Origin of the sequence: Blastococcus haudaquaticus (assembly GCF_900230285.1) — a bacterium.
Lineage (GTDB): Bacteria > Actinomycetota > Actinomycetes > Mycobacteriales > Geodermatophilaceae > Blastococcus_B > Blastococcus_B haudaquaticus.
The window spans coordinates 463,951-488,207 of record NZ_OCNK01000001.1 but is presented as its reverse complement, the minus strand read 5'-3'; the positions used below and the strand labels follow the sequence as shown (position 1 = coordinate 488,207).

Below are 24,257 nucleotides of genomic sequence, written 5' to 3'. Positions count from 1 at the left end.
GACGACGGTGTCATCGGTACTTCTTGCCGGTGAGCAGCGCCTTGAGGCTGCCGAGCAGGCCGAGGACGGCGACGGCGATCGCGCAGTAGAACCCGGGGCCGAAGACGCCCAGGTCCCAGTCGGCGTCGATCAGCGGCACCAGGACGCCGGCCGTCACCGCGCCGCTGACCAGCAGCGCGAGAAGGCCGAGGAAGCGGTGGCTGCGCATCGGCAGCCACATCAGGATGCCCAGCACGAACAGCACGCCGCCGCCGAGGACCACGGCGAGCGGCTGCCACATCCCGTTGTCGAAGATGCTGCCGAGGTCGTCGAAGCCCTCCCGAACCAGCGCCCACCCGGAGTCGTCCTCGTCCGCCAGCCAGTCCAGGAGGAGGCTGACGGCGGCCACGATCCCGGCCAGGATGAGCAGCAGACCGCCGAGGCTCTCGGGGCCCCGGCGGGCGACCGGCCGATCGGAGTAGTCCGGCGTCGTGTTCCCGCCCGTGTACCCGCCCGTGTCCTGCGGCGGGTAGGCGGTGGCGCCGGTCGGGGGAGTGCCCGGTCCGTCGGTCATCTGCGAACCTCCTGCGGTCGGTGGGCGCGGTGGGCGCCGGCTGCCCGGAGCGTAGGACGGCGCAGTCCTCCGTGGGGGCTTCGGGCAGACTGTCCGACGTGCCCGCGACGATCCTGGACGGCAAGGCGACGGCGGCGGCGATCCGCGGCGAGCTCACGGAGCGGGTGGCCGCGCTCACCGCGGCCGGTCACCGCCCCGGTCTGGGCACCCTGCTGGTGGGCGACGACCCGGGCAGCCGCTGGTACGTCAACGCCAAGCACTCCGACTGTGCGCAGGTCGGCATCGCCAGCATCCAGCGCGAGCTGCCGGCGACCGCCACCGAGGCCGACGTCCTGGCCGTGGTGGAGGAGCTGAACGCCGACCCGGGGTGCACCGGCTACATCGTCCAGCTGCCGCTGCCGAAGGGGATCGAGGAGAGCACGGTCCTCGAGGCGATGGACCCGGCCAAGGACGCCGACGGCCTGCACCCGGTCAACCTGGGACGGCTGGTCCTCAACGTCCCCGGCCCGCTGCCGTGCACGCCCGTCGGCATCGTCGAGCTGCTGCGCCGGTACGACGTGCCGGTCGCGGGGGCGGAGGTCGTCGTCATCGGCCGCGGGATCACCGTGGGCCGCCCGCTGGGGCTGCTGCTCACCCGCCGCACGGAGAACGCCACCGTGACGCTGTGCCACACCGGCACCCGCGACCTCGCCGCCCACGTGCGCTCCGCCGACGTCGTCGTCGCCGCGGCCGGCGTCCCGGGTCTGATCACCGCCGACATGGTCAAGCCGGGCGCCGCCGTCCTCGACGTCGGGGTGAGCCGGGTCGACGGGAAGATCGCCGGCGACGTCGCCCTGGACGTGGTGGACGTGGCCGGGCACGTCGCCCCGAACCCCGGGGGCGTCGGTCCCATGACCCGGGCGATGCTGCTGCAGAACGTCGTCCTCGCCGCCGAGCAGGCCGCGGCGCTCGAGGCGCTCACGGCCTGAGCATGACGCGCCCACCCCTCTACGTCCGCCGGCCCTTCCTGGCCGGCCTGATCCGCCAGCTCCCGCTGCTGGTGGTGCTCGTGACGGTGGCGGTCGGCCTGCTGGTCGTGACCATCGGCCACTGGCGCCAGGGCCTGGTGATGATCGGGCTGGTCCTCGTCGCCTCGGCGGTGCTCCGGCTGCTGCTGCCGGTCCGGCGGGTGGGGTTCCTCGCCGTCCGGAGCCGGCTCGTCGACGTGGTGCTCCTGGCGGGCGCGGGCATCGCGCTCACCGTCCTGGTCCTGATGATCCCGCTGCCGCAACCGTGAGCTTTCGACCCGCGCGGGCGCTGCGGCCGACTCAGCGATAGGTTCCTGGCCATGGCAGAGAAGTCGCGGAAGGGCAAGGTCACCGTCGTCGGTGCCGGTTTCTACGGCTCGACCACTGCACTCCGGCTCGCCGAGTACGACATCTTCGAGACCGTCGTGCTCACCGACATCGTCGAGGGCAAGCCCGAAGGCATCGCACTGGACATGAACCAGTCGCGTCCCATCGAGGGCTTCGAGACGAAGGTCGTCGGCGTCGGCGGGGGTTCCTACGAGGGCACCGAGAACTCGGACGTCGTCGTCATCACCGCGGGCCTCCCGCGCAAGCCCGGCATGAGCCGGATGGACCTCATCGAGACCAACGCGAAGATCGTGCGGCAGGTCGCGGAGAACGTCGCCGCTGCCTCCCCGGACGCCGTCATCATCGTGGTCTCCAACCCGCTGGACGAGATGACGGCGCTGGCCCAGCTGGCCACCCGGTTCCCGAAGAACCGGGTCATGGGGCAGGCCGGCATGCTCGACACCGCGCGCTTCAGCAACAACGTGGCCGAGGAGCTCGGCGTCCCGGTGTCGTCGGTGAAGACGCTGACCCTCGGGTCGCACGGCGACACCATGGTGCCGGTGCCCTCCCGCTGCACCGTCGACGGCAAGCCGCTGTCGGACGTCCTGGCGGCCGACCGCATCGAGCACCTCGTCGACCGCACCCGCAACGGCGGCGCCGAGGTCGTGGCGCTGCTGAAGACGGGGTCCGCCTACTACGCGCCGTCCGCCGCGGCCGCCCGCATGGCGCGGGCCGTGATCGAGGACTCCGGTGCCGTCATGCCGGTGTGCGCCTGGGTCGACGGCGAGTACGGCATCAACGGCGTCTACCTGGGCGTCGAGGCCGAGATCGGGCGTGAGGGTGTCCGGAAGGTCGTCGAGGGCGACCTGTCCGAGAGCGAGCTCGCCGGGCTGCGGGAAGCCGCCGAGGCCGTCCGCGCCAAGCAGGCTGACGTAGCCGACCTCTGAAAAGGGACCCCACTGCTCCCCACCGCTCGCACGCTCGCGGCGGGACCCTGCAGCCGGGCCAAACGAGCACGAGGAGAACACTGAAGTGAGCAAGATCAAGGTCGAGGGCACCGTCGTCGAGCTCGACGGCGACGAGATGACCCGGATCATCTGGCAGTTCATCAAGGACCAGCTGATCCTCCCGTACCTCGACGTGAACCTGGAGTACTACGACCTGGGCATCGAGTCGCGCGACGCGACCGACGATCAGATCACCATCGACTCCGCCAACGCCATCAAGAAGCACGGCGTCGGCGTCAAGTGCGCGACCATCACGCCGGACGAGGCACGGGTCGAGGAGTTCGGCCTGAAGAAGATGTGGCGGTCCCCGAACGGGACGATCCGCAACATCCTCGGCGGCGTCATCTTCCGCGAGCCGATCATCATGCAGAACGTCCCGCGCCTGGTCCCCGGCTGGACCAAGCCGATCATCGTGGGCCGTCACGCCTTCGGTGACCAGTACCGCGCCACCGACTTCACGTTCCCCTCGGCCGGGAAGCTCACCGTCACCTTCACCCCGGACGACGGCTCGCAGCCGATCGAGCACGAGGTGTTCCAGGCCCCGGGTGCCGGCGTCTCGCTGTCGATGTACAACCTCGACGAGTCGATCCGCGACTTCGCCAAGGCCTCGCTCAACTACGGCCTCGACCGCGGTTACCCGGTCTACCTGTCCACGAAGAACACGATCCTCAAGGCCTACGACGGCCGGTTCAAGGACATCTTCGAGGAGGTCTTCCAGGCGGAGTTCAAGGAGAAATTCGACGCCGCCGGGATCACCTACGAGCACCGCCTGATCGACGACATGGTCGCCGCGTCCCTCAAGTGGGAGGGCGGCTACGTCTGGGCGTGCAAGAACTACGACGGCGACGTGCAGTCCGACACCGTCGCGCAGGGCTTCGGCTCGCTCGGTCTCATGACGTCGGTGCTCGCGACCCCCGACGGCCGCACGGTCGAGGCCGAGGCCGCGCACGGCACCGTGACGCGGCACTTCCGCCAGCACCAGCAGGGCAAGGAGACGTCGACCAACCCGATCGCGTCGATCTTCGCCTGGACCCGGGGCCTCGCCCACCGCGGCAAGCTGGACAACACCCCCGAGGTCACCCGGTTCGCCGAGACGCTCGAGCGGGTGTGCATCGAGACCGTCGAGGGCGGTCAGATGACCAAGGACCTCGCGCTGCTGATCTCCAAGGACCAGCCGTTCCTGAACACCCAGGACTTCCTGGCGGCCATCGACACCAACCTCCAGAAGGCCATGGCCTGACGTAGGACGTCGTCCGACGACGGCCCCCTCTCCCACGCGGGAGAGGGGGCCGTCGCGCGTGCGGCGTCGGACGCCGGTCGCCGAGATCACCACTGGTCTGGTGGGGCCTCACGGACGAGGAGACCCCGCTGCGTCAGCGGTGATCACGCTTGTGGACGACGTCAGCGGGAGGTGGCGGTCGTCGGGCACCGTTCCCGGGTGCCCTCGCCCCCTCTCCGCCCGGAGCCGTTGTGCGGGCAGGTGTTCCGGGGGACCAGGGCGGTGCGTGCCGGCCTGCTCACCCCCGACCAGCTGCGCAGCTCCGCGTGGCGCCGTCTGCGTCGGGACGTCTACGCCGACGTCACGCTGCCGGTCGACCACCTCCTGCTCGCCCGCGGCGTCAGCCTGGTCGCCCCGCCGGAAGCAGCGTTCGGTGGACTGACCGCAGTCGCCCTCTGGGGCGGCCGTGAGCTGGTCACCTCGGGTGACCCCGTGGAGGTCCTGGTACCACCCGGCGTCCGATGGCAGCCGGGCCCCGGCGTAGCCGTGCGCACGAGCACCCTTGACGGCGACGTGGTGCACGAGCCGCGTCGGCTGCCGCGCACCACCCGGCCCCGGACCGCTGCCGATCTGATCCGCCGGAGTCCGCTCGACGACGGCGTCGTCCTCCTGGACCAGCTCGTGGCATCCGGGATCGTCCGACTGGATGACGTCCGCGACTTCGTAGCGGAACTGCCCCGCAGTCGCGGGAGCCGCCGTGCGCGGGACGTCATCGCGCTCGCCGACGGGCTCGCCGCATCGCCCCAGGAGACGCGGCTGCGGCTCCTGATGCTGCGCGCCGGGTTGCCGGCTCCGAGGGCTCAGTACCGGGTGTTCGGTGAGGACGGCTTCATCGCACGGGTGGACTTCGCGTATCCGGAGCTGAAGCTCGCGATCGAGTACGACGGTGCCTGGCACGGCGAGACCGGCCAGCTCGGTCGGGACCGACGCCGTTTGAACCGCCTGACGGCAGCCGGCTGGACGGTCTTCTTCGTGACGGCAGCCGACATGCACCGTCCCGAGCGACTCATTGCGGCGCTCGTCCTCGCCATGGCCCGGTGATCAGCACTGGTCGGCCGGGGCTTCCCCACGAACGAGGGCCCCGTCGACCAGTCGTGATCATCGGCGCCGCCGAGGGTGGGTCAGCCGAAGAGCTGGGTCCACCAGGGGCCGCCGCCACCCTGGGCGATGCCCACGCCGAGCCGGGTCAGGCTGCAGTCGAGGATGTTGGCCCGGTGCCCGGCGCTGTTCATCCAGGAGTCCATGACCTCTGCGGCGTCCTGCTGGCCGCGGGCGATGTTCTCCGCACGAGCCGGCACGCCCGCACGGTCGGCGCGGTCGAAGGGGTCCAGCCCGTCCAGGTTCACGTGGGCGAAGAAGCCGCGGTCACGCATGTCCTCGCTGTGCGCCCGGGCGACCGAGGCGAGACCGCCGTCCGCGGAGACGGGACCGCAGCCCGCCGCCGCGCGCTCCCGGTTGACCAACCCCAGGACCTGGTCCTCGGGTCCGCCGGTCACCGGTGCCGCGGGCGCAGCCGCCGGGGCCGGTGCGGCAGCCGCCTCGGGCTCGGCCTCCTCAACCGGAGCCGGAGCCGGAGCCGGAGCCGGAGCAGGGGCGGGTGCGGGGGCCGGGGCGGGCTCGCTCGGCGCCGGTGCAGGTGCGACCGGCTCGGGCACCGCGGGCGTGCCGGCCGGCGGCTCGCCGCTCGCGGTACCGGCCGACGGCGTCCCGGTCGCCCTCGGAGCGGCGGAGGTCTCCCCGGTGGCGGAGGAGTAGGTCGCCGTCGACGTCAGGCCCGCGAAGGAGCCGGAGGACGGCAGACCGTCCTGGCCGAGGACGACGGGGGAGTACGGCGCGTTGCCGGCCACCACGGGGGCGGCCAGCACCAAGGCGGTGGCCACCGCGCTCAGGAGGGTGCTGAGCGCCAGCCGCGCGCTGCGGTGGACGCCGGTCCGGCGCGTCGATGCTCCGCTCCGGCTCGAGCGGTCGGCGGGCCGACGGAAGACCGGCGAACCCGGGGCGTTGTGCTGCACGGTGGGACCTCACGAAGGTGATCACGATTCGTTACCGTGCCGAGACTAACGGTGCGCGCAAGGTCACCGTGAGTGCCGGAGAGAAAGGTCACGGCCCCGCGCCCGGCACCCTCGTGCGACCTGCGGCGATCCTCGGCGGGCGCCGGCGCCAGGGGCCGACGAGCACCTGCAGTGGGCCGACCGACACCCGCATCGGGGACGACCAGCACCTGCGGCGGAGTCGACCAGGCACCATGGGGGCGCCCGCGCTCCACCCACCCCCGTCCCGAGGAGTACGCCGCCGGTGAGCGACGTCTGGCTCAGCATCGTCATGGTCGTCGTCTTCGTGCTGATCGGCGGGGTGTTCTCCGGTGCCGAGATCGCGCTCGTCTCCCTGCGCGAGTCCCAGGTCCGCGCCATGGCCGAGACCGGCCGCCGGGGTCAGGCGGTCCAGAAGCTCCTCAGCGACCCGAACCAGTTCCTGGCGGCGGTCCAGGTGGGCGTCACCTTCGCGGGGTTCTTCTCCGCGGCGTTCGGCGCGAGCACGCTCTCCGAGCCCTTCGCCGGCTGGCTGCGGACGCAGGGCGTCTCCGAGGGGCTGTCCGGCACCCTCGCGCTGGTGCTGGTCACCATCGCCATCAGCTACCTGTCGCTCGTCGTCGGCGAGCTGACCCCGAAGCGACTGGCGCTGCAGCGGGCCGAGGGCTTCTCGCTCATCGTCGCGGCTCCGCTGAACGCGCTGGCGAAGCTCTCGCGCCCGGTCATCTGGCTGCTCTCGAAGTCCACGAACGTGCTGGTCCGGCTCTTCGGCGGCGACCCGCGGCAGAGCGGGGAGGCCATCAGCCAGGAGGAGCTGCGCGATCTCGTGGCCGCGCACGAGTCGCTCAGCAGCGACGAGCGGCGGCTCATCGACGAGGTGTTCCGCGCGGGTGAGCGCGAGGTGCGCGAGGTGATGACGCCGCGCACCGAGGTCGCCTTCCTGGAGGCGTCCACGACGGCCAGCCGGGCGGCCAAGCTGGTGGCCGACTCCAACTGGTCACGCTTCCCCGTGGCCGGCCGCGACCAGGACGACGTCGTGGGGTTCGTGCACGTCCGCGACCTGTTCCTGCCCAACCACCCGGCCGGCCGTGCGGCGACCGTGGGCGACCTCGCCCGTGAGGTGAAGCGGCTGCCCGGCACCGCCGGCGTGCTCATGGCCCTGAGCGAGATGCGGCGGGAGAACCACCACCTCGCCATCGTCGTCGACGAGTACGGCGGCACCGACGGGATCGTCACGCTCGAGGACCTCATCGAGGAGGTCATCGGGGAGATCTACGACGAGTACGACGAGGAGGTCGAGCAGGCCAAGCAGGCGCCCGGCGGACCCCGGGAGGTGGACGGCCTGCTGAACCTGGACGACTTCACCGAGGCCACCGGGCTGGCGCTGCCCGACGGGCCCTACGAGACCGTCGCCGGATACGTCCTGGCCGAGCTGGGCCGGCTGCCGGAGGTCGGCGACGTCGTGGAGGTCGAGGGCCGCACGCTGTCGGTCGTCGAGCTCGACGGACGGCGGATCAGCCGCCTGCTGGTCAGCCCGCCGCCCGAGCCCACGGAGGAGGACGACGGCGCAGCCACGGGCAGCTAGCGCGCCTGCGAGACCGTCCACGCGTCACGGACGATCCCGGCCAGATCGGTGTGCCGCGGCGCCCATCCCAGGTCGGCCCGGATGCGGTCGCTCGACGCCACCAGCTGTGCCGGGTCCCCGGCCCGGCGTTCGCCGACGACGACCGGGACCGGGTGGCCGGTGACCTGGCGCACCGCGTCGACGACCTCCTGCACGGAGAAACCGGTGCCGTTGCCGAGGTTGTAGATCCGGTGCTCGCCCTCGGCGGGCGCGGGGAGCGCCAGCAGGTGGGCGTCGGCGAGGTCCTCGACGTGCACGTAGTCGCGGATGCAGGTGCCGTCCGGCGTCGGGTAGTCCTCCCCGTAGACGGTCAGCGCCTCGCGCTTCCCGGCCGCCACCTCCAGCGCGATCGGGATGAGGTGCGTCTCGGTCGCGTGCCGCTCGCCCAGCCCGTAGGCGGCGCCGGCGACGTTGAAGTAGCGCAGGCTGACCGCCGCGAAGCCGTGCGCCACCGCGTACGACGTCAGCATGTGGTCCACGGCCAGCTTCGAGGCGCCGTAGGTGTTGGTCGGCCGGGTCGGGGCGTCCTCCCGGATCGGCACCGACTCCGGCTCGCCGTACGTGGCCGCGGTGGAGGAGAAGACGATGCGGCGGCAGTCGGCGGCCTTCATGGCCTCCAGCAGCGCCAGCGAGCCCCCGACGTTGGTCTCCCAATACTCGTGCGGGCGCTGCTGCGAGGCCCCGACGAGGGACTTCGCCGCGAAGTGCAGCACCGCCTCCGGCCGGACCTCGGCGAGCACCGGGGCCGACTCGTGCAGCGACACGGCGGCGAGGGTGGCGCCGGCGGGCACCGCGTCGGCATGGCCCGTGGAGAGGTCGTCGAGCACCGTCACCTCGTGGCGTGCGGTCAGCAGGGCCGCCGTCACTACGCTGCCGATGTAGCCGGCTCCACCGGCGACGAGTACGCGCATGGCGGTCAGCCTAGGAGGGCCGCCGGGAAGAGGTGGTGGCGTAGTGGTCGAGGCCCGTCCCGTCGTGCGGGAACTTCCGGCGTACAAGCCCGGTCGCAACCCTGCCGACCTGGCCCGCGAGATCGGCGTGGACCGGGCCGTGAAACTGGCCAGCAACGAGGTCGCGTTCCCGCCGCTGCCCGCCGTCGTCCAGGCGATCGCCGCCGCGGTCGCGGAGACCAACCGGTACCCCGACAACGGCGCCGTCGTCCTGACCGCCGCGCTGGCCGAGCGCTACGGCGTCGACCCGGGACAGGTGGCCACCGGCTGCGGGGCGGTGACGCTGTGCCAGGAGCTGGCCCAGGCCTACAACGACCCGGGCAGCAGCATCGCCTTCGCCTGGCGCTCGTTCGAGATGTATCCGCTGCTGGCCTCGGTGGCAGGGGCCCGTGCCGTCCGCGTGCCGCTGGTGCCCGGGCGTCCGGGCGGCGTGCCCGACACCCACGATCTCGACGGGCTGCTCGCCGCGATCGACGAGACCACCCGCCTCGCCTTCGTCTGCAATCCGAACAACCCCACGGGGACGGCGGTCCGGCGCGCGGAGCTGGAACGTTTCCTCGACGCCGTCCCCGCGCAGACCCTCGTGGTCCTCGACGAGGCCTACCGCGAGTTCGTCACCGACCCCGATGTCCCCGACGGGCTCGAGCTCATGCGCGGACGGCCGAACGTCGCGGTCCTGCGGACGTTCTCGAAGGCGTGGGGACTGGCGGGGCTGCGCGTCGGCTACCTGATCGCCGAGGACCCGGCCGTGGCCGAGGCGGTGCGCAAGACGCACGTCCCGTTCAGCGTCTCGATGCTCGCCCAGGCGGCGGCGGTCGCGGCGCTCGGCAGCGAGGACGAGGTGCGGGCTCGCTGCGCGGCCGTCACCGCCGAGCGAGAGCGGCTCACCGCAGCCCTGCGCGACCGGGGGTTCGACGTCGCCGACAGCCAGGCCAACTTCGTCTGGCTGCCCCTCGGCGACGACGCGGCGGGCCTCGCCGCGGCACTGGAGGCGCGCGCCGTCATCACCCGGCCGTTCGCCGGGGAGGGTGTGCGCGTCACCGTCGGCAGCCCCGAGGAGAACGACGTCCTCCTCGCCGCCCTCGACCAGGTCAGGGACGACGCCCGGGTCCCATGACGTCGGCGGAACGGGGGAGGCCGGAACGCCGGGCCCGCACGGCTGGTTTGATGGCCGACGTGCCTCTTCCCCGTGTGCTCTCAGGCATCCAGCCGACGGCGGGCTCGTTCCACCTCGGCAACTATCTCGGTGCGCTGCGTCAGTGGGTCGCCCTGCAGGACTCGACCGAGGCCTTCTACTGCGTCGTCGACCTGCACGCGATCACGCTGCCGCAGGACCCGGCCGAGCTCCGCCGCAACACCCTGACCTCCGCGGCGCAGCTGCTCGCCCTCGGCGTCGACCCGGGCCGCAGCAGCCTGTTCGTGCAGAGCCACGTGCCGGAGCACCTGCAGCTGTCGTGGGTCCTGGAGTGCCTCACCGGGTTCGGCGAGGCCAGCCGGATGACGCAGTTCAAGGACAAGAGCCAGCGCGAGGGCACCGGCGGTGCCACCGTCGGGCTGTTCACCTACCCGGTCCTGCAGGCCGCCGACATCCTCGTCTACCAGGCCGACCAGGTGCCGGTGGGCGAGGACCAGCGCCAGCACCTGGAGCTGACCCGCGACCTCGCCACCCGGTTCAACGGCCGGTTCGGGCAGACCTTCACCCTGCCCGAGGCGAAGATCCCGCAGGGCGCGGCCAAGATCCTCGACCTGCAGTCGCCGGACAAGAAGATGAGCAAGAGCCTCCCGCCGGCCGGGTGCGTCTTCCTGCTCGACGAGCCGAACGTGACGGCGAAGAAGATCCGCTCGGCGGTCACCGACACCGGCCGCGAGGTCGTCGCCGACGCGGAGAACAAGCCCGGCGTCACCAACCTGCTGACGATCCACAGCGCGCTGTCCGGCCGGAGCGTCGCCGACCTGGAGCAGCACTTCGCCGGTCGCGGCTACGGGGACCTCAAGAAGGAACTGGCCGAGGTCGTCACCGACTTCCTCACCCCGGTGCGTGCCCGGACCCAGGAGCTCCTGGACGACCGGGCCGAGCTGGAGCGCGTCCTGGCCAGTGGTGCCGAGCGCGCTCGCGAGGTCGCGTCCGCCACCGTCGCCACCGTGTACGAGCGCTCCGGGTTCCTCCCGCCGGCGGCCGGAGCCCGGCGATGAACGACGACACCTTCGTGACGCGGCTGCCTGCCCCGCCGGAGAACGCCGTCCTCGGCGTCGTCGTCCCGATCCCCGAGCCGTGGGCGCAGCTGCTGGTCGACTGGCGGTCCAAGGTGGGGGACCCGCAGGCGAACCTGGTCCCCCCGCACGTCACGCTGCTCCCGCCGACCGAGGTCGCCGTCGCCGACCGGACGGCGATCAGCGCGCACCTGGCCGAGGTGGCCCGCTGCCATCCGCCGTTCGACATGCACCTGTCGGGCACGGGCACGTTCAAGCCGGTCTCCGACGTCGTGTTCATCGCCGTCGCCCGCGGGATCGGCAACTGCGAACTGCTCTCCAACGACGTCCGCCGTGGACCGCTCGCGCGCGCACTGGCGTTCCCGTACCACCCGCACGTGACCGTGGCCCACGACGTCCCGGAGGACATGCTCGAGCTGGCCTACAGCGGGCTCGCCGAGCTGTCCGCCGAGTTCCGGGTCACCGCCTTCACGGAGTTCGAGCAGACCCCCGACGGTGCCTGGGCGGTCGCCCGCGAGTACCCGCTCACCGGGTGAGCCCTTCTCGGCCCCGTCCGGAGGCTCGCCCCGAGCGAGCGAGGGGTGAGAGGGACGGGGTCCTTCGACAGACTCGGGCGGTGAGTTCCGCCGACGAGTCCTCTCCCGCCGGCCGCGAGCCGTGGTGGAACCGCGCCTACGCCCGGGTCGAGGACGGCATCGCCGCCCAGCGGCGCCGCCACCGCTGGTTCGACCACCTGGCGCGCGCCGGGGGCCGGTACCAGCGAACCCAGGGCGACCTGATGGCCGCCGGAGTCACGTACTTCGTGTTCCTCGGCCTGTTCCCGGTGCTCCTGCTGATCGCCTCGGTCATCGGGCTGTTCCTCGCGGGGAACGAGCTGTTGCAGGCGGAGCTGTTCGCCGCCATCCGCGACGCCTTCCCGGGAACCGTGGGGCGGCAGCTCGTCCGCCAGCTGAAAGGCGCGATCGACGGCGCCGGCTTCATCGGCCTGATCGCCCTGGCCGGTTCGCTCTACGCGGGGCTGCGCGCGATGGACAAGCTGCGGGTCGGGATGGAGCGGATCTGGAAGGGACACGTCGATCCGCCGGAGTTCCTCAAGGACAACCTGCAGGACATCATCTCGCTCCTGGTGCTGGGTGCGGTCGGGTTGACCAGCCTCGGCCTCACCGGCGGGGTCACCCAGGCGACGTCGTGGGTGCTGGACCTTCTCGGGCTCTCCGACGAGTTCGGGTTCGGCGTCCTGACCCAGGTCCTCGGCATCGCGCTGGCGGTCGCCGTCGACACCGCCGTCTTCCTCTGGCTGCTGCGCGTCGTGCCGTCGGTGAACCACCCGCTGCGGCTGCTGCTCCCCGGGGCGCTGTTCGGGGCGGCAGGTGTCGAGCTGCTCAAGCTGCTCGGTGGCTTCTACCTGTCGCTCATCTCCGACAGCGTGACGGCGTCGGCCTTCGGCGGGGCGGTGGGCCTGCTGGTCTGGATCAACCTGGTGGCCCGGTTCGCCTTCTTCACGGCCGCCTGGACGTCGACCCTCCGGCGGATCGAGGCCGTGAGTCCTCCGTGGGAGAGCCGTCCGGCGACGGGCTGAGCGCCGCCGGCCGGCGCGCCCGGCGCCGGACCAGGAGCGCCGTCGTGCCGACTGCGAGCGTGCCGACGGCGAGCGTGCCGAGGGCGAGCGGCAGCCATGGCGGCGACGTCTCGTCGGCGGGCGGCTGGTCGGCCCGCGGCGCGAGCTCCGCCTGCCGGGTGGGTGGCGCCGTGGCGGTGGGGGAGGGCAGCGGCGGGAGGTCGCCGGAGGCGACCAGGGTGCCGACCTCCTCGGCGCCGGCCGGGACGGTGAAGCCCCAGTCGAGCAGCAGGGCCGCCTGGTCGGCCGCGCGGAGCGGCACGTTCTCGGTGTCCATGACGCTCACGACCAGGCGTCGCCCGTTCCGTTCGGCCGCGGTGACGAAGGTGTGGCGGGCGGCGTCGGTGAAGCCGGTCTTGCCGCCGAGGTTGCCCGGCGTGCCGGCCAGCGGGTTCTGGTTCTGGATCTGGTAGCCGCCGGACCGGCCCTCGACCGCGGGGATGTCCGCGGTGGGCGTGGTGAGCACCGCCGCGGCGGCCGGGTCGGTGAGCAGCCGCCGGAAGATCAGGGCCAGGTCGTAGGGCGAGGACGACTGGCCGGCGACGTCGAGCCCGGACGGCGTCCCGGCGACCGTGTCGTAGGCGCCGATGTCCTCGGCGGTCTCGTTCATCGCCGCCACCGTGACCTCGACACCGCCCGCAACCCGGGCCAGGGCGTTGGCCGCGTCGTTCCCCGACTGCAGCATCAGCGCCTGGAACAGCAGCGACACGGGATAGCGCCCGCCCTGCACGAGCCCGACGCGGCTGCCCTCGATGTTCTCGTCCTCGGCCGTCCCCTCGACCACGGTCGCCGGGTCCAGCAGCGGCGCGAGGGTGAGCAGCGTGAGGGTCTTGAGGGTGCTGGCGGGGTAGTAGCGCCCGTGCGGGTCGCGCGCGGCCAGGACGTCCCCGGTGCCGGCGTCGGCGACCAGCCAGCCGTTGGCGGCCAGGCCCTGCGGCAGCGCCGGCGCGCCCTCCGCCACGACGGTCCCGCGGGTGTCCAGGCCCTCGCCGCCGACCGTCCGGCCGTCGGGCGCCGAGCCCTGCGGAGGCGGGCCGGCGTACGGGGCGGTCGGCGTCGGAGCGCTCGGATCGACGGTGGGACGGGCGTCGTCGGCCGCCGCCGGTGCGGCGGCCGGCAGGGCGACCGCCAGCGCGACCAGCGTGGCCACCGGCCACCGCGTCCCCCGCAGGCGTCGCCTCATGGGCCCGCACGCTATGCCGTCGGACGATCACGGGCACGACCGAGTGACCCAGCCCACGACCGGCAGCCGCTTCGCAACGATCGCATCTCAGTCCGCCCGCAGCCGGTGGCCTGCGCGCGGGGCGCAGTTAGCGTTCGTCAGTCCTCGGCGACCGGGTCGGCCTCTACGGCAGGCCGGTGTCGTCGGGATACCTGAACCCCGACGGGACGCGCTCGCTCCACCCGCGCGTCCCCCCAGAGAGGAGATCGTCTTGCGCCGAGCGCGGATGACGAAGGCTGCAGCACTGCTGCTGGCCGGCAGCCTGGCCCTCGCGGCCTGTGCCAGCGACGAGGACGGCGGCGACGCCGCCACCGGGAGCGCCGGCGGCGGCAGCGAGGACCTCAAGGTCGGCGTCGCCTACGACACCGGCGGGCGGGGCGACCGTTCCTTCAACGACTCGGCCATCGCCGGTGTCGAGGCAGCGATCGAGGAGCACGGCGGCGACGTCCGCGACCTCAGCCCCAACGCCGACGCCTCCAACCGCGTCGAGCTGCTGACGCAGCTCGCCGACGAGGGCTACAACCCCATCATCGCCGTCGGGTTCGCCTACGGCGACGTGATCGGCGACGTCGTGGAGCAGTACCCCGACACCACCTTCGCGATCGTCGACTCCTCGGTCGAGGAGATCGGCGCCGACAACCTCGTGGGCCTGCTCTTCGCCGAGGAGCAGGGCTCCTTCCTCGCCGGTGTGGCCGCCGCGCTGAAGAGCGAGACCAAGAGCGTCGGCTTCGTCGGCGGTGTGGAGACGCCGCTGATCGAGAAGTTCCAGGCGGGCTTCGAGGCCGGTGTCGAGGCCGTCGACCCGACCGTCACCGTCACCTCGCAGTACATCTCCCCGGCCGGTGACTTCTCCGGCTTCAACGACCCGGCCAAGGGCCAGATCGTCGCGCAGGGGATGTTCGACGGTGGTGCCGACATCGTCTACCACGCCGCGGGTGGCTCCGGCCTGGGCGTCTTCCAGGCTGCCGCCGCGTCGAACGGTCGCGCGATCGGCGTCGACTCCGACCAGTACAACACCGTCGACGACCCGGCCCTCCAGGCCGTGATCATGACCTCGATGCTCAAGCGCGTCGACAACGCCGTCCAGGCGTTCATCGACAGCTTCGTCGAGGGCAACGTCGAGGGCGGTTCGGACGTCGTCAGCAATCTCGAGACCGAGGGTGTGGGCCTGGCCACCACCGGTGGGTTCATCGACGACATCGAGGCTGACATCGACGAGTACCGCCAGCAGATCATCGACGGCGAGATCGAGGTCCCCACGACCCCGTGATCCCAGGACACGGGCCCGCTCCGGCGGGCCCGCGTCCAGGTCGGTCCCGACGGCGGGTCCGGGCGCACCGCACCCCGCGTGCGGAGCCCGGGCCCGCCGTCGCGATCGGAGGCGGTGCCGCGCACCGGAACCCCGGTCGCCCGCAGCCGGAACGGCGTGCGACATCATGCCGCCAGCCCCTTCCACGTGCGCCCCACGAGGTCGTACCGGATCCGGGTTCCCGACGCCGCGTACCCGTGGCAGCACACGAGGAGAGGCCCACCATGGCCGCAACAGCAGGGACCGGGGACGGTCCGCGGCCGGCCGCAGCGGCCGGCGGGGGGCCCTCCGGCGGGGGGCAGGCCGCCGAGGGGTATGCCGTGGAGCTCCGCGGCATCACCAAGCGCTTCCCGGGAGTCGTCGCCAACCGCGACATCGAGCTCCGGGTCCGCCGCGGCGAGGTGCACGCCATCGTCGGTGAGAACGGTGCCGGCAAGTCCACGCTCATGAAGACGCTCTACGGGATGCACCGTCCCGACGAGGGCCAGATCCTGCTCGACGGCCGCGAGGTCCACTTCAAGAGCCCCGCCGACGCGATCGCCGCGGGCATCGGCATGGTGCACCAGCACTTCATGCTGGCCGACAACTTCACCGTTCTCGAGAACATCGTCCTCGGCAGCGAGCCGACGAAGGGCGTCCGGCTGGACCGGGCCGAGGCGCGTCGCCGCATCCGGGAGATCTCCGACCGGTACTCGCTCGGTCTCGACCCCGACGAGCTGGTCGAGAACCTGGGTGTCGGTGCCCGCCAGCGGGTCGAGATCGCCAAGGTCCTCTACCGCGGTGCCACGACCCTGATCCTCGACGAGCCGACGGCCGTGCTCGTCCCGCACGAGGTCGACGAGCTGTTCGGCAACCTCGCCGAGCTCACCCGCGAGGGCCTGACGGTCATCTTCATCTCGCACAAGCTCGACGAGGTGCGCCGGGTGGCCAACGGGATCACGGTCATCCGCCGCGGCACGACGGTCGGGACGGCGGACCCCCGGACGACGACCGTGCGGCAACTGGCCGAGATGATGGTCGGCTCCGAGCTCCCCTCCCCGGAGACCCGGACGTCGACGGTGCGCGACGAGCCGGTCCTGGTGCTGCGCAACCTCACCCTGCGCACCGTGGAGGGCCGCGCGCTCATCGAGGACGTGGACCTGACCGTCCGGGCGGGCGAGGTCGTCGGCATCGCCGGCGTGGAGGGCAACGGCCAGGCCGAGCTCGTCGACGCGATCATGGGTCTGCGCCCCCTGGCCGCCGGCGAGGTGCACCTCGACGGCGGCACGACGGGCGACGGCGGGGCGGCCGGCCTGGAGGACATCACCGGCTGGACGACGCGGGCGCGGCGCGAGGCCGGCCTGGGCTTCATCCCGGAGGACCGGCACCGGCAGGGCATCCTGCTCGACGCGCCGCTCTGGGAGAACCGCATCCTCGGCCACCAGACGCTGCCGCCGGCGGCGAAGGGCGCGTTCATCGACCGCAAGGCGGCCCGCGCCGACACCGAGCGCATCATGCAGCAGTACGACGTGCGGGCTCCCGGACCGGACACCCTCGCGGTCGCGCTGTCCGGCGGGAACCAGCAGAAGCTGATCGTGGGGCGCGAGATGAGCTCCAACCCCCGGTTGCTGATCGCGGCGCACCCGACCCGCGGCGTGGACATCGGGGCGCAGTCGGCCATCTGGGAGCTGCTCAAGGACGCCCGCGCCGAAGGGATGGGGATCCTGCTGATCTCGGCCGACCTCGATGAACTGATCGGCCTGTCGGACACGCTCCAGGTGATGCTGCGTGGCCGGCTGGTTGCCACGGTGGACCCGGCCAAGGTCACCCCGGAGGAGCTGGGCGGCTACATGACCGGGGCGCGGACCGCGGCGGGTGCCGCATGACCGTCGTCCGCCGGATCGGGATGTCGCTCTTCGCGCCGGTCCTCGCCGTCGTCGTCGCGCTGGTCATCTCCTCGCTGGTCATGGCCGCGCTGCAGGTGAACCCGCTGCGGGTGTTCGAGGTGATGCTCGACTTCGGCGAGACGCCGGCGCAGCAGGTCACCGCCATCGTCGTGATCGTCAACCGGGCCATCCCGCTCTTCCTCGCCGGACTGGCGGTCGCCGTCGCGTTCCGCATGGGGCTGTTCAACATCGGCGTCGAGGGCCAGTACCGGCTCGCGACCATCGTCGCGGCCGCGGTCGGTGCCGCGGTCGCGCTGCCCGGCCCGCTGCACATCCTGCTGGTCGTCGTGGTGGCCGTCGTTGTCGCGGCACTCTGGGCGGGCATCGTCGCGGTGCTCAAGGTGACCCGCGGCGTGAGCGAGGTCATCAGCTCGATCATGCTGAACTTCATCGCCCTGGGCCTCGCGTCCTACCTGCTCACCGGACCGTTCCGGGGCAGCGAGGAGGGCGCGTCCATCATCAGCACGGCGGAGATCCCCGAGTCCGGGCAGTTGGGCGGCCTCAACGCTATCTTCGGCGCGATCGGCCTGGCGAACCCGCCGCGGCAGCTGTACGGCTTCCTGCCCATCGCGATCGTCGTCGGCGTGGTCCTGGCCGTGCTGCTCAACCGGACGCGCTTCGGCTACGACCTCAAGGTGAGCGGCCTGTCGCCCTCGGCGGCCAGCGCGAGCGGTGTCGACGCCCGCGGCATGGTCATCAAGACGATGCTGCTGTCCGGCGCGGTCGCCGGCCTCATCGGTCTGCCGGACCTGCTCGGGTCGACGCACTCGTACACGACCGACTTCACCGCGGGGCTCGGCTTCCTCGGCATCGCCGTCGCGCTGCTGGGACGCAACCGGCCGCTCGGCATCGCCTTCGCCGCCCTGCTCTTCGGCTTCCTCGACCGCTCGCTGGTGCCGCTGCAGATCGCGGACTTCCCGGCGTCGGTGGTCACGATCATCCAGGGCACCATCGTGCTCGCGGTGGTCGTCGCCAACGAGATCGCCCGGCGGGTCGCCCGCCGGAACGCCGAGCGCGGCAGCGGGCAGGCCCCCGCGGCCGTGGCCGGCGACGGCGGCACCGGCCCGGACAGCACCCCTGGCGGCCCAGCCGGGCCGGCCGGCAATCTCAGCGAGCTGCAGGGGGCCTAGGCATGAGCACCGTAGTCACCTCACCCGGGACCCGGCCGAGCCGCGGTCCGATCACCGATCTGCTCACCGGTGGCGGGCCGGTCCGGCGGGCGCTCTGGCTGGCCATGGCCGCGCTGGTGCTGTTCTCCGTGGTCCGCGCCATCAGCGGCGAGGAGGCCCTGACCTCGTCGTCGACGATGTCGGCCGCCCTGCTGCTCGCCGTCCCGATCGGGCTGGCCGCCCTCGGCGGGCTCTTCTCCGAGCGCGCGGGCGTGGTCAACATCGGCCTCGAGGGCATGATGATCCTGGGCACCTGGGGCGCCGGTTTCGCCGGCTACCAGTGGGGCTGGGGAGCCGCGCTGATCGGCGGGGTCCTGTTCGGCGCGCTGGGCGGCCTGCTGCACGCGGTCGCCACGGTGACCTTCGGCGTCGACCACGTGGTGTCCGGCGTGGCGATCAACATCCTCGCCGCCGGCATCGCGCGGTTCCTCTCCGAGCTCTTCTACACCGACAACGAGGCCGGCGGCGGCGTCACGCAGTCCCCGGCCCTGTCCAGCGATCCGCCGGCGCTGTCGCTGCCGGTGCTCTCCTCCGGACCGGACCTGCTCGGCGATCTCGAGGGGAAGCACTGGTTCCTCGTCAGCGATCTCGCCGGCGTGCTGCGCGGCGTCTCCAGCGGTGTCGGGGTGCTGACGATCCTGGCCGTCCTGCTGATCCCGGCGTCGTACCTGCTGCTCTGGCGGACGGCGTTCGGGCTGCGGCTCCGCTCCTGTGGCGAGAACCCGGCAGCGGCCGACTCCCTGGGCGTCCCCGTGTACCGGATGAAGTACATCGCCGTGATCATCTCGGGCGGGCTCGCCGGCATGGGCGGGGTCTTCCTGGTCTTCATCGCGGGCATCTACCGCGAGAACCAGACCAACGGCCGCGGCTTCATCGGGCTCGCCGCGCTGATCTTCGGCAACTGGCGGCCGGGTGGCCTCGCCGCGGGTGCGGGCCTCTTCGGGTTCTCCGACGCCCTGCAGCTGCGCAGCCGGACCGCCGTCGTCGCCCTGCTGCTGCTGGTCGCGGTGCTGCTGGCCGGCGTCGCGATCTGGCAGGCCGTGCGCCGGCGTCTGGTGCAGGCGATCCTGGCCGGCGCGTTCGCCGCTGCGGCGCTCACCGGCTTCATCATGATCGACGAGCTGCCGCCGGGGATCGTCTCCTTCACCCCGCACCTGACGACGCTGCTCGTCCTGTCGCTCGCCTCCCAGCGATTGCGCATGCCCCAGGCCGACGGCCTGGTCTACCGACGAGGAGAGCACTAGTGCCCGAGCCGGACTGGGAGGCCCTGCGGGCGGCCGCCCGCGAGGCGATGACGCGCGCGTACGCGCCGTACTCGAAGTTCCCCGTGGGCGTCGCCGGCCTCGTGGACGACGGCCGCGTGGTCACCGGCTGCAACGTGGAGAACGCCTCGTACGGACTGGGCCTGTGCGCCGAGTGCGGCATGGTGAGCGACCTCGCCCGCACGGGCGGCGGTCGCCTGGTCGCCGTCGCGTGCGTCGGCGGGGACGGGCAGCCGCTCATGCCCTGCGGTCGTTGCCGGCAGCTGCTCTGGGAGCACGGCGGTGCCGACATGCTCATCGAGACGGTGTCGCTCGGCATCGTGCCGATGCGCGAGGTGCTGCCCGACGCCTTCGGGCCGGACGACCTGGTTGCCGCGGCGGAGCGGGGGCAGGGCTGATGGACGCGATCGACGTCCTCCGTACCAAGCGCGACGGCGGTGAGCTCACGTCCGAGCAGATCCGCTGGGTCATCGACGCCTATACGCGCGGCGCCGTGCCCGACGAGCAGATGTCCGCGCTGCTCATGGCGGTGTTCTTCCGCGGCATGTCCGGCGCGGAGCTCGCCGTCTGGACCCAGGCGATGATCGACTCCGGGGAACGCAAGGACCTCTCCTCGCTGGGCCGGCCCACCGCCGACAAGCACTCCACCGGCGGGGTGGGCGACAAGATCACCCTGCCGCTGGCGCCGCTGGTCGCCGCCTGCGGGGTGGCCGTGCCGCAGCTGTCCGGTCGGGGCCTCGGCCACACCGGCGGCACCCTCGACAAGCTCGAGGCGATCCCGGGCTGGCGGGCCGACGTGCACGAGGAGGCCTACCTGCGCCAGCTGCGCGAGGTGGGCGCGGTGATCTGCGCGGCGGGGAACGACCTCGCCCCGGCCGACAAGAAGCTGTACGCGCTGCGCGATGTCACCGGCACCGTCGAGTCGATCCCGCTCATCGCCAGCTCCATCATGAGCAAGAAGATCGCCGAGGGCGCCGACGCGCTGGTGCTCGACGTGAAGACCGGCTCGGGTGCGTTCATGAAGGACCCCGAGGCCTCCCGCGAGCTGGCCCGCACGATGGTCGGTCTCGGCGAGGCGGCCGGGGTGCGGACCGTCGCGCTGGTGACGGCGATGGATCGGCCGCTGGGCCGCGCCGCGGGCAACGCCGTCGAGGTGGCCGAATCGGTCGAGGTGCTCGCCGGCGGCGGTCCCGCCGACGTCGTCGAGCTGACCCTCGCGCTGGCCCGGGAGATGCTGGCCGGCGCCGGCCGCGAGGACGTCGACCCGGCGGACGCGCTCGCCGACGGGCGGGCGATGGACGTCTGGCGCCGCATGATCGCCGCCCAGGGCGGGGACCCGGACGCGCCGCTGCCGGCCCCGGCCGAGACCCACGTGGTCACCGCTCCGGCGACCGGCACACTGACCCGGCTGGACGCGTTCTCCCTCGGTGTCGCGGCCTGGCGGCTCGGTGCCGGCCGGGCCCGCAAGGAGGACCCGGTCTCGGCCGCGGCCGGCGTCCTGTGGACCGCGGGCGTGGGGGAGCAGGTGACCGCCGGGCAGCCGCTGCTGGAGCTGCAGACCGACGACGCGTCCCGCATCCCGCGGGCGCTGGAGGCGCTGGAGGGCGCGATCGGCATCGACACCGGCGAGGAGCCGCTGCCCCTCGTCCTGGACCGGATCACCGCGTGAGCGGGGGAGGCGGACACCCTCCCAGGTCACAGGGGGACACTGTCTCCCCGTGAGCAGCACTCCCGCGTCGGCGACCGCCGTGCACGACCGGCAGGTCGACCTCGAGGCCGCGATCTCCATCCGTGGCCTGGTCAAGCGGTACGGCGACTTCGTCGCCGTCGACGGTCTGGACCTCGACATCCGCCGGGGCGAGATCTTCGCGTTGCTCGGACCGAACGGCGCCGGGAAGACGACGACCGTCGAGATCTGCGAGGGCTACCGGTCCCGCGACGCGGGCGAGGTGCGGGTGCTGGGGGAGGACCCCGCCGACGGCGCGCGCTCCTGGAAGGCGCAGCTGGGGATCGTGCTGCAGTCCGGCGCCGGGGACAGCCAGCTGACCACCCGCGAGATGCTCACCGCCCAGGCGTCCTACTACGCCGATCCGCGTGATCCCGACGAGGTCCTCGAGCTGGTCGGCCTCACCGAGAAGGCCGGCGTCCGCGGGAAGTCGCTGTCCGGCGGACAGCGCCGCCGGCTCGACGTCGCCCTCGGCATCGTCGGCCGTCCGACGCTGCTCTTCCTGGACGAGCCCACGACCGGCTTCGACCCCGAGGCGCGCCGCCAGTTCTGGTCGCTCATCCGGTCGCTGCGCGAACTCGGCACCACGATGCTGCTGACCACCCACTACCTGGACGAGGCGGAGGCGCTGGCCGACCGCGTCGGCGTGATCACCCGCGGCCGGCTGGTCGAGGTCGCGGTGCCGTCCCTGCTGGGCGGGCGCGAGACCGCCCCCGCCGTCGTGAGCTGGACCGAGGACGGCGCCCGGCGCACCGAGGCGACGGCGACGCCGACCGCACTGCTGCGCGAGCTCTCCGCGCGCTTCCCGGGCGAGGTGCCCGACCTGGCGGTGGCCCGCCCCACCCTCGAGGACGTCTACCTGCAGATGATCGGTGAGGCCCGATGACCGCGACGAAGCCCGTGGCGACGGCCCGGCCGCTGCCCTCCCTGCCGAGCGTCTACCGGTCCCGCGCGTCCGTGGAGCTCAAGGAGTTCTTCCGGCAGCGGGAGTCGGTGGTCTTCACCCTGATGCTGCCGGTCCTGCTGCTGGTCGTCTTCGGGGCGGTGCTCGACTTCGACCTGGGCAACGGCGTCACGTTCACGCAGTACTTCATGGCGGGCATCATCGCGGCCGGCATCCTGGGCGCCAGCCTGCAGAACATGGCGATCAGCATCGCCACGGAACGCTCCGACGGGACGCTGAAGAGCCTCGCCGGGACGCCGATGCCCAGGAGCGCCTACTTCGTCGGCAAGGTGGTGCAGGTTCTCGCCGTCACCCTGGCGATCATCGCGATCCTGCTGCTGATCGGCGTCGTCTTCTACGACATCGACCTGCCCTCGGGTGCCGACTGGCTGACCTTCGCCTGGGTGGCCGGGCTCGGCGCGGCGGGGTGCACCCTGCTGGGCATCGCCCTGTCCAGCCTGGCGAAGAACGGTCGCTCGGCCTCGGCGACGGTGACGCCCTTCGCGCTCCTGCTGCAGTTCATCTCCGGGGTGTTCTTCCAGTTCAGCGAGATCCCGACGTGGATGCAGACCGTGGCGGCCCTCTTCCCGCTGAAGTGGATGGCGCAGGGGCTGCGCGCGGTGTTCCTCCCCGACGTCATGGCCGCCTCCGAGCCGGCCGGCACCTGGGAGCTGGGCCGGACGGCGCTGGTCCTGGCCGCGTGGTGCGTCGTCGGGCTGCTGCTCTGCGTGGCCACCTTCCGGTGGCAGGACCGCGGGTCGAGCTGAGCTACGTTCCCCTGGTGCCTGCACCGCTGAACATCGGAAACGTCGTCCGAGCCCCGAAGGTCCTGCTGCACGACCACCTCGACGGCGGCCTGCGGCCGCAGACGGTGCTGGAGCTCGCCGAGGAGCACGGGTACCGGGAACTGCCCGCGTCGGACGCCGACAGCCTGGGGGCCTGGTTCCGGCAGGCCGCCGACTCCGGCTCGCTGGTGCAGTACCTGGAGACGTTCGCGCACACCGTCGGCGTCATGCAGCACCCTGACGCGATCCACCGGGTGGCCCGGGAGTGCGCGCTCGACCTCGCCGCCGACGGCGTGGTGTACGCGGAGGTGCGGTTCGCCCCCGAGCTCTCCACCGCCGGGGGGCTGGCAATCGACGAGGTGGTCGAGGCGATGGTGGACGGCTTCGCCGTCGGCAGCCGCGAGGCCACCGAGGCGGGCACGCCGATCCGGGTGGGCGCCCTGCTCTGCGCCATGCGCCAGGCCGATCGCTGGGACGAGGTCGCCGGCCTGGTCGTCCGCCACCGCGGCCGGGGCGTCGTCGGCTTCGACCTGGCGGGTCCGGAGATCGGCTTCCCGCCGGACCGCATCCTGTCGGCCATCGGCGTGCTGGACGGCGCCCGCGCGCACCGCACCATCCACGCGGGGGAGGCCGCCGGCATCGACAGCATCCGGGCCGCGCTCGACGGCGCCCACGCCGAGCGGCTGGGCCACGGGGTGCGCATCGCCGACGAGGTGCCGGTCGACGGCCCGCTCGGCCCGCTGGCGCAGCGCGTGCTGGACGAGCAGGTGGTCCTCGAGATCGCGCCGTCGTCCAACGTGCAGACCGGCGCCTACCCCTCCCTGGCCGAGCACCCCGTGGACCGGTTGCACCGGCTGGGCTTCGCGGTCACCCTCAACACCGACAACCGGCTGATGAGCGGCGTCTCGGTCAGCAGCGAGGTCACCGACGTCGCGACCACGTTCGGCTGGTCCTGGGACGACGTCCGGACGGTCACCGAACGTGCTCTCGCGGCCGCCTTCATCGATGGTGACGAGCGCGCCCGCCTGCTCGACGAGGTCGTCCGTCCCGGGTACACCGCGCTGCAGGGCTGATGCCGCAGGGTTGACGCAGGGTGACGGCCCCCACCCTGTTCCGGGGAATGGTCCGGCGGTCCTCGCTGCTAACCTAGGCATACCGGCACACAGGCCGGTCATCCTCCCGGGCGGTTTGTCCGGGCATGAGCGCATCCGTGCAGATCCCGCGTTCCATCCCTGGGCGCAGACGATCGCCAGTGAAGGACGCCGGTACCTGAGGCGCCTTCCTTTTCCACGGGACGCGCTCCGAGCTGT

23 protein-coding genes are annotated in these 24,257 nt (G+C 72.6%); 19 read left to right on the top strand and 4 right to left on the bottom strand.

All coding sequences use genetic code 11. The features are described 5' to 3' along the window. Positions 1–10: 10 nt before the first annotated feature. Positions 11–553 carry a hypothetical protein gene (locus CRP30_RS02300; protein WP_200814502.1) on the bottom strand — a complete coding sequence of 181 codons (543 nt, stop codon included), beginning with the start codon at positions 551–553 and terminating at the stop codon, positions 11–13. A gap of 98 nt (positions 554–651) precedes the next feature. On the opposite strand from CRP30_RS02300, the gene CRP30_RS02295 reads away from it, so the two are divergent. From CRP30_RS02295 to CRP30_RS02275, 5 genes are all read left to right on the top strand, one after another. Next, positions 652–1,521: a bifunctional methylenetetrahydrofolate dehydrogenase/methenyltetrahydrofolate cyclohydrolase gene (locus CRP30_RS02295; RefSeq protein ID WP_097183074.1), complete on the top strand. Its 870-nt coding sequence runs from the start codon at positions 652–654 to the stop codon at positions 1,519–1,521. A 2-nt stretch (positions 1,522–1,523) separates the two neighbouring features. After that, positions 1,524–1,829, top strand: coding sequence for a DUF3017 domain-containing protein (locus CRP30_RS02290; RefSeq protein ID WP_097182342.1), 306 nt, complete (start codon positions 1,524–1,526; stop codon positions 1,827–1,829). Positions 1,830–1,880: 51 nt separating this feature from the next. Further along, entirely contained in the window at positions 1,881–2,834 is a 954-nt protein-coding gene (mdh, locus tag CRP30_RS02285; protein ID WP_097182341.1) for a malate dehydrogenase, read from the top strand. Between the two features lie 85 nt (positions 2,835–2,919). Beyond that, positions 2,920–4,134 carry an NADP-dependent isocitrate dehydrogenase gene (locus tag CRP30_RS02280; protein ID WP_097182340.1) on the top strand — a complete coding sequence of 405 codons (1,215 nt, stop codon included), beginning with the start codon at positions 2,920–2,922 and terminating at the stop codon, positions 4,132–4,134. Positions 4,135–4,332: 198 nt separating this feature from the next. Next, entirely contained in the window at positions 4,333–5,214 is an 882-nt protein-coding gene (locus CRP30_RS02275; protein WP_235003121.1) for an endonuclease domain-containing protein, read from the top strand. Between the two features lie 80 nt (positions 5,215–5,294). Here the strand turns inward: CRP30_RS02275 and CRP30_RS22910 are convergent, their stop codons facing one another. Further along, complete coding sequence (locus CRP30_RS22910) at positions 5,295–6,185, bottom strand: CAP domain-containing protein (RefSeq protein WP_235003120.1); 891 nt, start codon at positions 6,183–6,185, stop codon at positions 5,295–5,297. A 283-nt stretch (positions 6,186–6,468) separates the two neighbouring features. On the opposite strand from CRP30_RS22910, the gene CRP30_RS02260 reads away from it, so the two are divergent. Further along, on the top strand, positions 6,469–7,788 hold the full coding sequence (locus CRP30_RS02260; protein ID WP_097182337.1) for a hemolysin family protein: 1,320 nt from the start codon (positions 6,469–6,471) through the stop codon (positions 7,786–7,788). Here CRP30_RS02260 and galE read toward each other — a convergent pair. Next, positions 7,785–8,738, bottom strand: a complete 954-nt coding sequence (gene galE, locus CRP30_RS02255) for a UDP-glucose 4-epimerase GalE (RefSeq protein WP_097182336.1) — start codon at positions 8,736–8,738, stop codon at positions 7,785–7,787. The genes CRP30_RS02260 and galE overlap by 4 nt on opposite strands. Between galE and hisC the strand changes: the two genes are divergently transcribed. From hisC to CRP30_RS02235, 4 genes are all read left to right on the top strand, one after another. After that, positions 8,737–9,894 carry a histidinol-phosphate transaminase gene (gene hisC / locus CRP30_RS02250; protein ID WP_097182335.1) on the top strand — a complete coding sequence of 386 codons (1,158 nt, stop codon included), beginning with the start codon at positions 8,737–8,739 and terminating at the stop codon, positions 9,892–9,894. The genes galE and hisC overlap by 2 nt on opposite strands. A gap of 50 nt (positions 9,895–9,944) precedes the next feature. Continuing rightward, on the top strand, positions 9,945–10,970 hold the full coding sequence (gene trpS, locus CRP30_RS02245) for a tryptophan--tRNA ligase (RefSeq protein ID WP_097182334.1): 1,026 nt from the start codon (positions 9,945–9,947) through the stop codon (positions 10,968–10,970). Further along, positions 10,967–11,524, top strand: a complete 558-nt coding sequence (locus CRP30_RS02240) for a 2'-5' RNA ligase family protein (protein ID WP_097182333.1) — start codon at positions 10,967–10,969, stop codon at positions 11,522–11,524. Before trpS ends, CRP30_RS02240 begins: the two co-directional genes overlap by 4 nt. An 80-nt stretch (positions 11,525–11,604) precedes the next feature. Continuing rightward, on the top strand, positions 11,605–12,567 hold the full coding sequence (locus CRP30_RS02235; protein WP_097182332.1) for a YihY/virulence factor BrkB family protein: 963 nt from the start codon (positions 11,605–11,607) through the stop codon (positions 12,565–12,567). Here CRP30_RS02235 and CRP30_RS02230 read toward each other — a convergent pair. Then, positions 12,488–13,789 carry a D-alanyl-D-alanine carboxypeptidase family protein gene (locus tag CRP30_RS02230; RefSeq protein ID WP_097182331.1) on the bottom strand — a complete coding sequence of 434 codons (1,302 nt, stop codon included), beginning with the start codon at positions 13,787–13,789 and terminating at the stop codon, positions 12,488–12,490. The genes CRP30_RS02235 and CRP30_RS02230 overlap by 80 nt on opposite strands. Positions 13,790–14,054: 265 nt before the next feature. On the opposite strand from CRP30_RS02230, the gene CRP30_RS02225 reads away from it, so the two are divergent. The 9 genes from CRP30_RS02225 to CRP30_RS02185 all read left to right on the top strand — a co-directional run bounded on the left by CRP30_RS02225 (position 14,055) and on the right by CRP30_RS02185 (position 24,020). Continuing rightward, positions 14,055–15,098, top strand: coding sequence for a BMP family lipoprotein (locus CRP30_RS02225; protein ID WP_097182330.1), 1,044 nt, complete (start codon positions 14,055–14,057; stop codon positions 15,096–15,098). Between the two features lie 263 nt (positions 15,099–15,361). Then, positions 15,362–17,002, top strand: a complete 1,641-nt coding sequence (locus CRP30_RS02220) for an ABC transporter ATP-binding protein (RefSeq protein ID WP_097182329.1) — start codon at positions 15,362–15,364, stop codon at positions 17,000–17,002. Next, entirely contained in the window at positions 16,999–18,192 is a 1,194-nt protein-coding gene (locus CRP30_RS02215; protein ID WP_097182328.1) for an ABC transporter permease, read from the top strand. Before CRP30_RS02220 ends, CRP30_RS02215 begins: the two co-directional genes overlap by 4 nt. Positions 18,193–18,194: 2 nt before the next feature. Beyond that, the gene (locus CRP30_RS02210; protein ID WP_097182327.1) at positions 18,195–19,475 is read left to right on the top strand and encodes an ABC transporter permease; all 1,281 of its coding nucleotides are present in this window, start codon (positions 18,195–18,197) and stop codon (positions 19,473–19,475) included. Next, positions 19,475–19,891, top strand: coding sequence for a cytidine deaminase (locus CRP30_RS02205; RefSeq protein WP_097182326.1), 417 nt, complete (start codon positions 19,475–19,477; stop codon positions 19,889–19,891). The genes CRP30_RS02210 and CRP30_RS02205 overlap by 1 nt, the downstream gene beginning before the upstream one ends. Further along, entirely contained in the window at positions 19,891–21,162 is a 1,272-nt protein-coding gene (locus CRP30_RS02200; RefSeq protein ID WP_097182325.1) for a thymidine phosphorylase, read from the top strand. Before CRP30_RS02205 ends, CRP30_RS02200 begins: the two co-directional genes overlap by 1 nt. Positions 21,163–21,211: 49 nt before the next feature. Beyond that, the gene (locus CRP30_RS02195) at positions 21,212–22,105 is read left to right on the top strand and encodes an ABC transporter ATP-binding protein (protein WP_235003118.1); all 894 of its coding nucleotides are present in this window, start codon (positions 21,212–21,214) and stop codon (positions 22,103–22,105) included. Beyond that, positions 22,102–22,929 carry an ABC transporter permease gene (locus CRP30_RS02190; RefSeq protein WP_097182324.1) on the top strand — a complete coding sequence of 276 codons (828 nt, stop codon included), beginning with the start codon at positions 22,102–22,104 and terminating at the stop codon, positions 22,927–22,929. The genes CRP30_RS02195 and CRP30_RS02190 overlap by 4 nt, the downstream gene beginning before the upstream one ends. 14 nt (positions 22,930–22,943) lie before the next feature. Next, positions 22,944–24,020, top strand: a complete 1,077-nt coding sequence (locus tag CRP30_RS02185) for an adenosine deaminase (protein WP_097183072.1) — start codon at positions 22,944–22,946, stop codon at positions 24,018–24,020. Positions 24,021–24,257: the final 237 nt, after the last annotated feature.